Raw genomic sequence first — 14,224 nt, forward strand, 5'->3', positions numbered from 1 at the left:
ATTCTCCTAGGCCACCAGCTCGCGCAAGCCGCTGGTGCGGTGGGTGCGGCTGGCGATCGCCTCGCGCAGCACGTCGCCGCTCGGGGTCACCAGCGTGAATTCGCGGCTGGCGCGCGTGATGCCGGTGTAGACCAGCTCGCGCGTCAGGATGGCATTGCTCTCGCGCGGCAGCGCCAGCACCGTGTGGCTAAATTCCGAGCCCTGCGATTTATGCACCGTCATCGCGAACGCCGTCTCCACATTGCGCAGGCGCGTGGCCAGCACGCTGCGCACCTGATCGCCCTCCAGGAAGTAGACCCGCTGCGCACCGGGACGCGTTGGGTCGGCCAGGGTCACGCCGATGTCGCCGTTGTACACGCCCGTCGAATAGTCGTTGCGGGTCACCATCACCGGCCGGCCCACATACCATTCGGCGCCGCGGCGCAGCAGGCCGCCGGCCTCCAGACGCTTCTCGATCGCCTCGTTCAGGCCCGCCACGCCCCACTCGCCATCGCGCACCGCGCACAGGATGCGGAAGGTCTCGAAGGCCTGCAGCACCTGGCGCACCCAGTCCTCGTCGCCCGCCGCGCCGCCCTTGAGCAGTTGAAGATAAGGGGCGTAGCCGGCGTAGGCCAGCTGCAGCAACTGGGAAGGCTGCGCGTGCTCGATCCAGCGCACGCCATCAAGGCTGGATCGCAGGACTTCCCCGGCGCGCGCCATGTCTCCGGCATTGACCGCCAGCGCCAGCTGGCCGATCGGACCGCCGAAGCGGCGGCTGTGGCGCAGCATGACGGTTTGCTGGGCCAGCGGCCCGCCCTCGCCCGCGTACTGCGCGGGAATCGCCTCGCCGCTGGCCGCCTTCACATAGCCGATGGTGTCGCCATCGTAGTTGCCGGCCTGCGCATCGTGGCACAGGTCGCCCAGCACGGCGCCCGCCTCCACCGAGGCCAGCTGGTCCTTGTCGCCCAGCAGGATCAGCGTGGCGCGTGGCGGCAGCGCATCGAGCAGGCTGGCCATCATCTCGAGGTGCACCATCGAGGCTTCGTCGACGATCAACACGTCGACGTCGAGCGGATTGCCGCGGTGATGGGCAAAGGCGCGGGTGTCGGGCCGCGCCCCGAGCAGGCTGTGCAGGGTGCGCGCGGCGCCCATGCGCTCGGTCAGCTTGCGCAGCGGCAGCTCGGCGCCGACGCGGTCGGCCAGCTCCCCCAGCGCCTTGTCGATCGACTGCTTCAGGCGCGCGGCCGCCTTGCCGGTCGGCGCGGCCAGGGCCACGCGCTGGCGCTCGGCATCCGGCGCGGTCGCGAACAGCAAGGCCAGCAGACGCGCCACCGTATAGGTCTTGCCGGTGCCGGGGCCGCCCGTGATGATCGCGACCGAACCGCGCAGGGCCACGGCGCAGGCCAGCTTTTGCCAGTCGGGCTGCGCGGCGCCCGGCGCCGCCACGAACAGCTTGTCGAGCCAGGCGCGCACCAGGTTCGTATCCACCGGGTGGGTCGCCTCGGCGCGTTCGCGCACCGCGCGCGCAACCTGGGTCTCGTCGCGCCAGTAGCGGCGCAGGTAGAGGCGCTCGCCGTCCAGCACCAGCGGCTGATCGTAGTCGAACTCCTCGCGCACCCACACCTGTTCGCAACTGGCCAGCAGCTTCCTCCAGCCCGCCACGCCCTTGGGCAGCGGCGCCGCGCTTGTTGCCAGCTGCGCCCATTGCTCCTCGCTCCAGCCCAGCAGGGCTGCGGCGCTGGTGGCCAGGTCGGACAGCTGGACGCAGCTGTGGCCATGGCCTTCGAGCTCGGACAGGATGGCAGCGGCCAGCACCAGCGGCGGCGGCGCGGTCCCCAACTGCGCGATGAAGCGCGCGAAAGCGCTCGACAGGCGGCGCAGCTCGCCCGCCTCGGTCAGGTTGCCGATCTCGTGCCACAAGGCGGCGCTATCGGATTCAGTCTTGCCCATGCTTTTCCTTGTCCAGCAATCGTTCCAGTCCGTCCAGCAGTTCCAGGTCGGGCGCCAGCACGCAGCAGCCGCGCGTGTCCGGGTTGGCGATCCCGCGCAGGAACATGAAGATCGCGCCGCCCAGCTGGTATTCCGGCTCGTAGTCCTCGCCCAGGCGCGCGCGCAGCAGGCGGTGCAGCGCCAGCAGGTAGATGCTGCCCTGGATCTCGTAGCGTTGCTCAGCCATGCCGGCCTCCATCGCCGCCTGGCCGTAGGCGGCATCGCCCGGTCCCAGCGCATTGGTCTTGTAGTCGAGCACCCAGTAGCGCCCGTCGTGCTCGAACACCAGGTCGGCGAAACCCTTGAGCATGCCGTGCAGCTCGCGTTCGGGCAAGACCGGCCGTTCGATGCCGTTCAACAGATGCGCGCGGCACAGCTCGTCCAGCTCGGGCAGCGCGAGGCGCTCGCTGGGGAACCAGAATTCCATCTCGGGCAGCACGCCCTGCAGGTCGCGCAATGCCGCCCCCAGCGGCGGCAGCGGCGTATCGACGATCGCGCGCAGCCAGGCCAGCGCGTCTTCCAGCCGGTTGCCCCAGCCGGCGCGCTCGATCCGCTGCACCAGCCGCGTCTCGCAATGCGGCTGGTCGAGGCAGTCGAAGCCTTCGCGCGCCAGCCATTCGAGCTGTTCGTGCATGAAGTTGCCCGGCACCGAGCCGCGCGGGAAGCGGTGCCAGGCGACGTCCTCGATGCGCGGCGGCGCCGGCACCTGCGGCGCTTCTTCCAGCAGGGTTTGTTCCTGGGCCCGCATCGGCGTCGGCGGCGGCGCCACCGCATGCCGGGTCAATGAGGTGAACGAGCCGATCGACCAGTCCTTCTCGAAGCTGGCGCGGTACACCGGCGCGTCCAGCAGCGCGGGACGCGCATCCTGGCGCGCCAGCATGGTGATGCCTTCGTCCAGCTCTAGCTCCTTCAGGGCGATGCCACCGCCAGTGCCGGCCACCGCGGCGAAGCGATCGCGCAGGCCGTCGGCAGGAATCCGTTCGCCGCCGGCCAGCAGGTAGCCGAGCGCCGATTCGTGCAGCCGGTTCTCGCCCTTGCGCGCGCCCGCCACCGCCGCCGCGCCCAGCCACAGGAAGTGGCGCGCCCGGGTCAGGGCCACGTACAGCAGGCGCAGGTCTTCCTCGATGCGGGCGCGGTCGACCGCTTCCAGCGCTTCGTCGGACAGCGCCAGGTCGAGGCGGCGGCTGCCTTCGTCGTCCACGTATTCGAAGAAGGCGCGGTTGCGGCGATTGGTCGCGCGCGCGGTCACCGCGAACGGTAGATACACCAGCGGATACTCGAGGCCTTTCGACTTGTGCACCGTCACCACCTTGACCAGCTCGGCGTCGCTTTCCAGGCGCAGCACGCGCTCGTCGCCGCCGGCGCCCAGCCCCTCGATCTGCTCGGCGAACCAGCGGATCAGGGCCTGCTCGCCCTCGAGCTGGGCGCTGGCCTCTTGCAGCAGTTCGGCCAGGTGCAGCAGATTGGTCAGGCGCCGTTCGCCGCCCGCTTCACCCAGCAGGCGCGCCGGCAGTTCCAGCTCATGGATGAAGGTACGCAGCATGGCCAGAACGCCGCGGCGCTGCCAGGCGCCATGCAGGGTTTTCAGTTGCTCGACCCGCCGCTCCCACGCCAGCTCGTCGCTCGACAGCCGCGCCAGTTCGCCCATCGGCAGCCCGGCGGTGCGGGTGGCGAAGGCGGCGCGCGCCAAGGCGCCGTCCAGCGGATTGGCGACCGCGTACAGCCAGCGCAGCACGTCGGCCGCCTCCTCGCTCTCGACCACCGAATCCTTGTCGGACAGGTAGACGCTGGCCACCTTGCGCCGCACCAGCGCCTGGCGCACGGCGGCCGCCTCGCGCCGGTCGCGCACCAGGATCGCGATATCGGCCGGCATCAGGCGCCGGAAGCTGCCGTCTTCCTCGTCCTGGAAGCCGACCCGCTCGTCGTTCAGCAGGCGCACGATGTGCTCGGCGCAGTGATGGGCGAAGAAGCTGCGGTAGTCCTCGGCCTTGAGGTCGTCGCGGCCGGTGGTGCACACGGCCAGCGCCTCGATCTCGCCGTCGCCATCGACGCCGACGAGCCGCTTGCCGTGGCCGCGCGCCTTGACCGCCTCGAACGGCAAGGGATTGTCGTCGCCGCGCCGGAAGCGGAAGGCCGCTTGCGCATGGCCGGCCTTGCCGTCGCCGCCCTCGGCGTGCAGGAACAGCGCATTGACCGCCCCCACCAGCGCCGCCGTCGAGCGGTAATTGGTGTCGAGCTGGTAATGGCGGCCGCTGGTGGCGCGCCGCGCCGACAGGTAGCTGTGGATGTCGGCGCCACGGAAGCCATAGATCGACTGCTTGGGGTCGCCGATCAGGAACAGCCCTTGCTGCGGATCGTTGTCGCCTACCCGGTACAGCAGGTCGAAGATGCGGTACTGGTCGGGCGAGGTGTCCTGGAATTCGTCGACCATGGCCACCGGATACTGCTGCACGATGCGTTCGCGCAACGCCGCGCCGTTCTCGCTCGCCAAAGCCAGCTTCAGGCGCTCGAGCATGTCGGCAAAGCCAAACTGGCGGTTGCGGCGCTTGAGTTCCTGCATGCGCGCGCCGATGTGGCCGGCGGCGTGACGCAGCAGCGCGTGAGCGATCGGATCGATCGCGCCCAAGGCCTCGTGCAGCGCGGCGGTGCCGTCGAAGCAGGCCGGGACGTCGGCGCTGAAGTCCTTGCTGAACGCGTCCACGATGCCGTTCGGGGTCAGGCGCCGCCAGGCGGTGTCGCTCAGGTCTGGCATGTGCTGTGCCGGGTCGCGCGCCCAGGCGCGCAGCGCCTCGAACCACTTGACCAGCAAATCGGCGCGCATCTTGTTGCCGTTGAAGCACTTGGGCGCGCGTTCGCGGTGGCCGGCGATCCAGCGCTCCATCGCGTCGGCGCGCTCGATCCAGCCGTGCTTGAGGCGCGCCAGCTCGTCGCGCTGGGCCTGGGCCAGGCGCGCCACCAACTTGCCCAGCGGCGCGCGCTCCACCTCGCCCAGCAGCGGCCCGCGGTGCACCAGCTCGCGCACGCTGCCCTTGAGCGCCTCGACGTCGCTCCAGGTGTCCAGCACGACGGCCAGGTTCTGCGCATCGAGCGGATAAACGTGCTGGCGCCAGTAATCGTGGGCGGCGTCCTCGAACAGCATGCGCTCGTCGCTGACCAGTTCTTCGTCGAACAGGCTGCCGCTGTCGAAGGCGTGCTCGCGCAGCATGCGCTGGCACCAGGCGTCGATGGTGAAGATCGCCGCCTCGTCCATCGTCTCGGCGGCCAGCATCAGACGGTGGGCGGCCCTGCTGCGTTCGGCGCCCGGCGCATAGGCCTCGGCCAGCTCGTCGAGATAGGGATCCTGCTGCTGCGCTTCGCCCCGGAAGTATGCCGCCGCCTGCACCAGCCGTTCGCGCACGCGGTTGGACAGTTCGCGGGTGGCGGCGCGGGTGAAGGTCATCACCAGGATCTCGGACGGTAATAACGGCCGCACGAAGGCGTCGTCGCCCCCGTGGCCCAGCACCAGGCGCACGTAGAGGGCGGCGATGGTCCAGGTCTTGCCGGTGCCGGCCGAGGCCTCGATCAGGCGCGAGCCGTGCAGCGGGAACCGGATCGCTTCGAGTTTACTGCTCATGCGGACAACTCCTTGATCGTGACGGCGCCATCCATCCAGCGCGCCAGCGGTCCATACAATTCTTCGGCCAGCTCGGGCCAGGCGCCGGCGGCGCGCAGCGCATCAAAATCGGGCCACAGGCGCGCCAGGCACAGGTCGTCCACTTCGCCACTGAGCTCGAAGCCGCCGTCATAGGTAGCGCGCGGATCGCCGTCGGCCAGCTGCGCCAGCGCCGTGCGGCAGGCCACCGGCAGCGGCGCGTCCAGGTTGGCGCGCCACAGGCGCACCAGGTCGCTCAGGATCTGCAGCGATTCCTCCTGGGGCAGCGGCGCCATCTCGAGCACCGCGTCGCGCGCGACCAGGTAGCCTGCCACCGGATGGCCGGCCGCGCTGCTGCCCAGCTGGCGCAGCCAGGGGGCGATCAGCTTGTCGCCGCGCGGGCGGCCGTTGCGGTCCAGTACCTTCGAGGAGAGCTGCATCAGCCAGGCCGTGTGGCCGTCGCCAATCCTGAGGCGGTCGATCCAGTCGTCGAGCAAGATGCCGTCCAGCTCGAGACGGAGCGCCTGCTTGGGCGCCGCCTCGGGGAAGCGCGCTCCAAGGCGCAGCCACTCGGTGCGCACCGGCGCCAGGCTCTCGACCAGCTGCTCCTGCCACATGCGGCCCATCAGCCCGATCGGCAGCACGCCTTCGCGCGCCAGCCTTTCGGCACGCGTGGCCAACGTGGCGCGCACCTCGTGCAATTCCTCGGGCTCGCCGCTGTCGTCCAGCAGGTGGTCCTCGATCTGGTAGCGTTCGAGCGCGTCGAGCGCGAACGGTTCCTCGTCTTCTCCCACCTGGGCGGCGTCGGCGAATACCACGCCGAGGCGGCGGCGGAAGAAGTAGCGCGCCGGCTGGCGCAAAAAGCTGGCCAGCTCGCCCAGCTTGAGCACGAAGCCGGGCTCCAGCTCAAAGGGCGGCAAGGCGTCGCCGCCTTCCATCTGCCCGGCGCCATGAGCCAGGCGCCATTCGCCGGCATAGGTCAGCAAGCCGCCCTGCTGGAAGTAGACGCGGCTGAAAGGCTGCAGCGCGTGCTCGGTCGTCAGCGCATGCAGGTCCAGGTCCCAGCCCTCTTCCAGGTAGTCGCGCAGCTGCGACACCAGCACCGACGGCGGCTGTTCGCTGTTGTCGCGCACGTTGCGGCCCACCCAGCTCACGTAGAACTTGTCGCGCGCCGCCAGCAGCGCTTCGAGCATCAGGTAGCGGTCGTCGTCGCGGCGCGAACGGTCGCCCGGGCGCGCCATCCCGGGCAGCGCCAGCAGGTCGAAGTCGGCCTGGCGCGCGCGGCGCGGGAAGTCGCCGTCGTTCATGCCCAGCAGGCACACCACGCGGAACGGCACCGCGCGCATCGGCATCAGGGTGCAGAAGGTCACGCCGCCCGAGACGAACTGGTGGTTCAGGGTCGGCTGGTCGAGTTCGTTCATCCAGGCTTCGCGCAGCACCGCCAGCGGTACCGCTTCGTCGAAGCCCGCCGCATCGCAAGTCTCGAGCCAGCACTGCAGGCCTTCGTTCAGGCTTTGCAGGGTGAGACGATCGGCTTCGTCGCTGGCGGCGTAGAAGCACGACAGCATCTCGCGCGCCGCCTCGCCCCAGGCGACGGGGGTGCGCGGCGTGTCGAGCTGGGCGCGCCAGTTGAGCAGGCAATCGACCAGCTGCGCCAGCGCGCCGGCCAGCGCGGCATCGAGTCCGCCGACCTCCGCGTAGGGCTCGATGTCGGCAAAGCTGGCGCCGGCGCCGCTGGCATAGCCGAGCAGCATGCGCCGCACGCCGAAGATCCAGGCGTTCTGTTCGCCGGCCATGCCCAGGCCCAGACCGGCGCGGTGGTCGTGGTCCAGGCCCCAGCGCACGCCGGCGCCTTCGATCCAGCGGCCCAGGATGGCCAGGTCGTCGTCACCCAGGCCGAAGCGGCGCGCCACTGCCGGCACGTCCAGCAGGTCGCGCACCTCGCTCTGGCGGCAGCGCTGCTGCGGCAGGCGCAGCAGCCATTCGAGCGAGACCAGCAGCGGGTTGACGCTGCGGTCGCGCATGTCGCCGATCTCGAACGGGATGCGGCGATCGTCGTTCTGGCGATGCTGGTCGAACACGGCGTGGATCGCCGGCGAGAAGGTGTCGATGTCGGGCACCATCACCACCACGTCGCGCGGACGCAGGCTCGGGTCTTGCGCGAACCACGACAGCAGCTGGTCGTGCAAAACCTCGACTTCGCGCTGCACGCTGTGGGTGACGTGGAATTCGATCGAGCGGTCGCCAGGCTCCGGCGGCGCGTGCGGGTGCTCATCCGGCGGCAACAGGTCGCGCACCGCGGCCTGGACTTGCCCCAGCAGGGTCGCGCCGTCGTCGTCGGCGAACAGGTCGACCCGTAGCGGCGCATCCGTATCGTCGGCCCGGTCCTGGTTGTCGAATTCGTCCAGCATGCGCACGAAGTCACGGCCCTGGCGCCCCCAGCTCGCCAGCAGCGGATGACTGTGCGCATGGAGTTCCTCGATCGGGATCGCGCCCAGGTCGACGCCATTGCGCTGCGGCTGGCGCCGGCGCGCGGCCTTGAGCAGGTCGCGGCCATCGATGATGTCGCCCCAGTAGAAGCGGCACGGGTTCGGCACCGCGAACAGCACTTGCGTATGGCGTGCGAGCGCCGCGATCGCCTGCAGGGTCTGGTACGGCAGCGTCGACATCCCGAACAGCACCACGCGCCGCGGCAGGCGGCCGGCCGGCGCCTGGCCGGCCTCGATCGCGGCGAGGAATTGCTGGTGGATGGTGGCGCGCCCGCTATCGCGCTGCACCTCGTCCAGGCTGGCGTGCACGGCGCGCCACAGGCAGGCCTGCCAGCGCTGGTCCGGGGCCAGCGGTTGCGGGTCGCCGGCCGCGCGACGCAGCTGGTCGCGGCCCTCGGCCCAATCGGCCAGCCAGTCGGCGCGGTAGACCTGGTACTGGTCGTACAGGTCAGCCACCCGTTCGGCCAGCTGCAGGCGGCGCTCGGCATCGCCGTCGGCCAGGAAGCGCGCCAGCGGCTCGTAGCCGTCTTCCTGCAATAGCGTCGGCAGCAGGCGCATCAGGCGCCAGGTCAGCGGATCCTTGTCGAACGGCGCGCGATTGGGCACCCGCTCGCGCCCCAGCATGCCGCGATAGGCTTCCCACATGAAGCGCGCCGGCAGCGCCACCCTGGTGGCGGCGCACACGCCGATCTCCTCGGCCAGCGCGATCTTGAGCCATTCGGCCACGCCATTGGACTGCACCAGGAAGATCTCTTCTTCCAGGGGGGCCAGCGGACGGTTGCGCAGCCAGTCGAACACGGCGCTGCGCAGCAGCTCCATCTGGTTGCCATGGAGGATCAGGAGGCCGGGAGTGATCGGGGAAGGCATGCTTGAAGCTCGAACGGTCGGGGCCACAGCATACCGTGTTTGGCCCGCTCGCGGTAGGGCCGCAGGCTGCTCCTGCACTCAGCGCACCTCGCCGTCCCGGCTGCCGAACTGGGTCGAGACCTCGCGTTCGATCCGGATCAATAGTGCGCGCAGGCGCGCCGCCAACGCCCGGGCCTGGGCGGTGCCGGCCGCGCCCAGGCGCGGCGCCCGCTTCGGTTGCGCCTCCAGGTCTTCGCAGATGGCGCCGAAGCTGGCGGCGCCGATCGCGCGCGCGGCCGACTTGAGCTGGTGCGCCAGGCTCGCAGTATGGGTCAGGTCGCCGCCGGCCAGGGCGGCGTCGATCCCCGCCAGGTTCTCGCGCGCGGTATCGAGGAACAGGAACACATATTTACGCATCCGCTCGGTGTCGCCGCCGGCCGTGCTGGCCAGGCTGGCCAGGTCGAGCACTTCTCCCTGCCCGCCCTGCCCCGCACCGGCTGCGGACCCTGGCGCCCGCTGCATTGCCCCCGCCATGGCGACGTCGGCCACCGGCGCCGTGGTACGACCGAGGCAGCGCGCGATGGTGGCGGCCAGCAGTTCCGGCACCACCGGCTTGGCCAGGAATTCGTTCATGCCGGCGGCCAGGCAGCGCGCGCGGTCGTCGACGCCGGCATTGGCCGTCATCGCCACCACCAGGGTGTCACGCAAGGCGGGATCGCGGCGGATGCGGCGGGTCGCTTCCAGCCCGTCCATCACCGGCATCTGCACGTCCATCAGCACGCAATCGAAGCGGCTGTCCGCCATCGCCGCCAGCGCTTCCTGGCCATTGTTCGCCACCTCGACCGCGGCGCCGGACTGCTCCAGCAGCTCGCGCGCGACCTGCTGGTTGAAGAGGTTGTCCTCGACCAGCAGCACCGCGCAGTCGTCCAGGCGCGCCTGGGCCGGCGCCGGCGCGGCGCCCAGGCCGGCGCCGAGCATGGTTCCCGAACGGGCGCCTGCGGCATCGTCCAGCGCCAGGCGCGCCGTGAACCAGAAGGTGCTGCCCTCGCCCAGCGTACTGACCACGCCGACCTCGCCGCCCATCAGCTCGGCCAGCTGGCGGCTGATGGCCAGGCCCAGGCCGGTGCCGCCGTGGCGCCGCGTGGCCGACTGGTCGGCCTGCTGGAACGGCGTGAACAGGTGGGGCAGCGCGGCCGCGTCGATGCCGATGCCGCGGTCTTGAACCTCGAAGCGCACCAGCACTTCGGGACCGAAGGCGCGCGCCAGGCGCGCGCGCAGCGTGATCCGGCCGCGCTCGGAGAATTTGACGGCATTGCCGGCGAAATTGAGCAGCACCTGTTCCAGCCGCAGCGAGTCGCCGCACAGGGGCCGCATCAGGACCGGATCGATCTCGATGTCGAAGCCCAGGCCCTTGGCCACGGCCGCAGTGCCCAACTGGGCCTCGACGTTGCGCAGCAGGGCGTCGAGCATGAAGCACACCCGCGACAGTTCCAGCATGCCGGCCTCGATCTTGGAGAAATCGAGGATGTCGTTGATGATGCCCAGCAGGTGCTGGCCCGAGTGGTAGATCTTTTCGAGGTAGTCGCGCTGGCGCGCGTCGGGCGTGGCCTGCAGCGCCAGGTGGGTCATGCCGATGATGCTGTTCATCGGGGTGCGGATCTCGTGGCTCATGTTCGACAAAAAGTCGCTCTTGGCCTTGCTGGCGGCGTCGGCGCGCGCCTTGAGGCGGTGCAGCTCGGTGACGTCGGTCGCCACGCACAGGACCGCCGCTTCCTCGTCGACCTGCATCGGCACCCGCACCATCCACAGCTGGCGCGGCGCGCCGCCCGGCGCCGACTGCGCCACCTGGGCGCTGCTGCGGCGGCCGTCGTGCAGCACCGCGCGGTCGAGCTCCCAGGCGGCATCGGCCAGGGCACGGTCCATGGCCTCGACGTCGCGCCTTCCGATCAGTTCCGCCGCCGGCCGCCCGAGGCGCGAGGCGCCCTTGGCATTGAGGTAGCGGATGCGGCGCAGAGCGTCCTTCAGGTAGACCTCGGCGTCCAGGTTGTCCAGCACCGTGTCGAGCAGCAGGCGCTGCTCGTCGGCGGCGCGGCGCGAGCGGTACTGGGCCAGGAACAGGCCATACACCAGCAGGGTCGCGCCGAAGCCGAAGGCCAGCGCGGCCATCGGCAGCCAGGGATCGAGTCCGCCCATCATGGCCGCCCTGGGCGCCGAGAAATGCGCCAGCCAGCGGCTGCCGGCGAAGTCCACGTCCAGCGCCAGGGTGAAATGCTGCCCGGGCGCCGGCGCCATGCGCCGCAGGTCCTGGCCGTGCAGCAGGATGCCGCCTGGCTGGCCGGCGCCGTAGATGCTGACCGCCAGCGGCTGGGCGCCGGGGGCGGCCAGCGCGTTCTCGACCAGGTCCTGCACCGAGAATGCGATCCCGAACGAGCCGAGATAGGCGGCGCGGCGCGCCTCGACGCCCAGCGGCGCCACGCCGCCGCGGTAGACCGGCATGCGCATCCCGAACGCGTAATGGGGCTTGGGCTCGCGCAGGAATACCGGCTGGCCGGAGGCGCTCATGCCGCCGCTGTCGCGCGCCTGCTCCAGGGCGTGGGCGACGGCGGGCCTGGCGGCCATGTCGAAGCCGAGCCGGCGGCTTGGCTGGTCGATCGGGAACTGGTAGGCGATCACCTCGTACCAGGGACGGCGGCCGGCCGGGAAAATCGCGAAGTCGGGATAGCCGCGCGCATCGACGCTGCGGTCGGCGCGCATGGCGGCGATGAAGGCCTCGCGCTCGTCTTCGCGCACATGGGCGGCGTAGCTCACGCCCTCGATCGCCGGGAAGTTGGACGGCAGGTCGAGGGCGGCGACATAGCGGTGGAAGGCGGCGCGGTCGGGCACCGCGTCGCCGCCGCCGGCCGCGTGCAGCGCCGCCAGCGCGCGCGCCGCGCGGCCATACGAGGCGAGCGCAGCGTCGATTCTTTCACGCGCCGCCTGCGCCGCGTGTTCGAAACGGCTCCTGGCCGCGTCCTCGATGGCGGCGCTCGCCACCGCATGCAGCAGCAGGCCGATCGCCAGCGACAGCGCGATGCCGCCGCCCCACAGCACGAATGGCCGGCCGACGCGCGCGCAAGCCGCTTCGATGGCGTCGATTCCTGGCATGGTCAAGCGCTTCATGCTTCCCCTGGCGGACGGTGGCCGCCACGCAAAATTGCTAGTATATCGGTGCACTGCGCGGCGCACCGAGCCGGCGTGAAACCGATGAGGACAGCATGCAACACCACGACGATCCCTGGCTGTGGCTGGAACAGATCGACACCGAAGAATCCCGCGCCTGGGTCGACGCGCGCAACGCCGCCACCGAAGCCGAACTGGAGGCCGATCCGCGCTTCGCGCCGCTGCGCGAACGCTTGACGAGCATCCTCGATTCGAGCGACAAGATTCCCTATGTGGGCCTGCATGGCGGCTGGTGCTACAACTTCTGGCGCGATGCGGCCCACGTGCGCGGCATCTGGCGCCGCACCACGCTCGACGAGTACCGCAAGCCGGCCCCTGCGTGGGACACGGTGCTCGACCTCGATGCGCTGGCGCGCACGGAAAATGACAACTGGGTCTGGGCCGGCGTGTCCTGGCTCGAGCCCGATGCCTCGCGCTGTTTGATAATGCTGTCGCGCGGCGGCGGCGACGCCAGGGTGGTGCGCGAGTTCGACCTGGTGTCGCTCGACTTCGTGGCCGACGGTTTCACGCTGCCGGAGGCGAAGAGCGACGTGTCCTGGATCGACCGCGACACCCTGTTCGTCGGCACCGACTTCGGCCCCGGCAGCCTGAGCGAATCGGGCTACCCGCGCATCGTCAAGGAGTGGAAGCGCGGCACGCCGCTGGCGGCGGCCACCACCGTGTACGAGGCGGCGCCTGGCGACATGGCGGCATCCGGCTATCAGGACAACAGCCCCGGCTGGGAACGCGCCTTCGTGGTGCGCCAGATCGATTTCTATACGAGCGAGCTGTTCTGGCGCCGTGGCGCGCAGCTGGTCAGGATCGACAAGCCGATCGACGCCAGCGCCTTCGCCCTGCGCGACCAGCTCGTGATCGAGCTGCGCTCGGACTGGACGGTCGACGGCGTGACCTACCCCCAGGGCGCCCTGCTGGCGACCGGCTTCGACGCCTTCGTGGCCGGCGGCCGCGCCTTCGAGGTGCTGTTCGCGCCGACGCCAATGACTTCGCTGGACGGCGTGGCGGCCACCAGGAGCAGCCTGCTGCTGACGGTGCTCGACAACGTCAAGAACCGCATCGTCGAGCTGCGCCATGAGGATGGACACTGGATCCGGCGCGAGGTCGCGGTGCCCGGCATCGGTTCGCTGGGCGTGTCGGCCGTGGACCCGGACCACTCGGACGACTACTTCCTGACCGTGACCGATTTCCTGCATCCGACCACGCTGTACCTGATGCATGCCGGCAGCGACGAGCGCGAACCGCTCAAGGCGATGCCGGCTTTCTTCGAGGCCGAACCCTACGAGGTGAGCCAGCACACGGCGACCTCCAGCGACGGCACCCTCGTGCCCTACTTCGTCGTCACCCGCCGCAACAGCGCCGCCGGCACAGCCAATCCGACCCTGTTGTACGGCTACGGCGGCTTCGAGGTGTCGCTCAAACCCTTCTACAGCGGCATGACCGGCGCCGCCTGGCTCGAAACCGGCGGCACCTATGTGCTGGCCAATATCCGCGGCGGCGGCGAGTTCGGTCCGCGCTGGCACCAGGCGGCCCTGCGCCAGCACCGCCAGCGCGCATTCGATGACTTCATCGCGGTCGGCGAAGACCTGATAGCGCGCGGGGTCACCACGCCGCAGCAGCTGGGCATCATGGGCGGCAGCAATGGCGGCCTGCTGGTCGGCGCGGCGCTGACCCAGCGTCCCGACCTGTTCGGCGCCGTGGTGTGCCAGGTGCCGCTGCTGGACATGCGGCGCTACCACCTGCTGCTGGCCGGCGCCTCGTGGATGGGAGAGTACGGCGATCCGGACGATGCCGACGGCTGGGCTTACCTGGCGCGCTACTCGCCGTACCACAACGTGCGGCCCGGCGAGCGCTACCCGCGCGTGCTGTTCACCACCTCGACCCGCGACGACCGCGTCCATCCGGCGCATGCGCGCAAGATGGCGGCGCGCATGCTGGACCAGGGACACGACGTGCTGTACTGGGAAAACACCGAGGGTGGCCACTCCGGCGCCGCCGACAACGCCCAGACCGCGCGGATGGTCGCGCTGACCTATACCTTCCTGCTGCGACAGCTGGGCGCGCACGCGGCCTGAAG

At 70.5% G+C, this 14,224-nt stretch carries 5 protein-coding genes; 1 reads left to right on the top strand and 4 read right to left on the bottom strand.

Annotated features, from left to right (window positions below; all coding sequences use genetic code 11):
• Positions 1 to 6 precede the first annotated feature (6 nt).
• From recD to J3U95_RS08165, 4 genes are all read right to left on the bottom strand, one after another.
• Positions 7 to 1,929: an exodeoxyribonuclease V subunit alpha gene (gene recD, locus J3U95_RS08150; RefSeq protein WP_208278106.1), complete on the bottom strand. Its 1,923-nt coding sequence runs from the start codon at positions 1,927 to 1,929 to the stop codon at positions 7 to 9.
• Complete coding sequence (gene recB / locus J3U95_RS08155) at positions 1,916 to 5,581, bottom strand: exodeoxyribonuclease V subunit beta (protein ID WP_208278107.1); 3,666 nt, start codon at positions 5,579 to 5,581, stop codon at positions 1,916 to 1,918. Before recB ends, recD begins: the two co-directional genes overlap by 14 nt.
• On the bottom strand, positions 5,578 to 8,955 hold the full coding sequence (recC, locus tag J3U95_RS08160) for an exodeoxyribonuclease V subunit gamma (protein ID WP_208278108.1): 3,378 nt from the start codon (positions 8,953 to 8,955) through the stop codon (positions 5,578 to 5,580). Before recC ends, recB begins: the two co-directional genes overlap by 4 nt.
• A gap of 78 nt (positions 8,956 to 9,033) precedes the next feature.
• Positions 9,034 to 12,093 carry a CHASE domain-containing hybrid sensor histidine kinase/response regulator family protein gene (locus J3U95_RS08165; protein WP_229519705.1) on the bottom strand — a complete coding sequence of 1,020 codons (3,060 nt, stop codon included), beginning with the start codon at positions 12,091 to 12,093 and terminating at the stop codon, positions 9,034 to 9,036.
• A gap of 53 nt (positions 12,094 to 12,146) precedes the next feature.
• On the opposite strand from J3U95_RS08165, the gene J3U95_RS08170 reads away from it, so the two are divergent.
• Positions 12,147 to 14,222, top strand: a complete 2,076-nt coding sequence (locus J3U95_RS08170; RefSeq protein ID WP_267877777.1) for a prolyl oligopeptidase family serine peptidase — start codon at positions 12,147 to 12,149, stop codon at positions 14,220 to 14,222.
• The last annotated feature ends 2 nt before the right edge of the window (positions 14,223 to 14,224 follow it).

The sequence above is a fragment of the Massilia oculi genome (assembly GCF_017582745.1).
Classification (GTDB): Bacteria; Pseudomonadota; Gammaproteobacteria; order Burkholderiales; family Burkholderiaceae_D; genus Telluria; species Telluria oculi_A.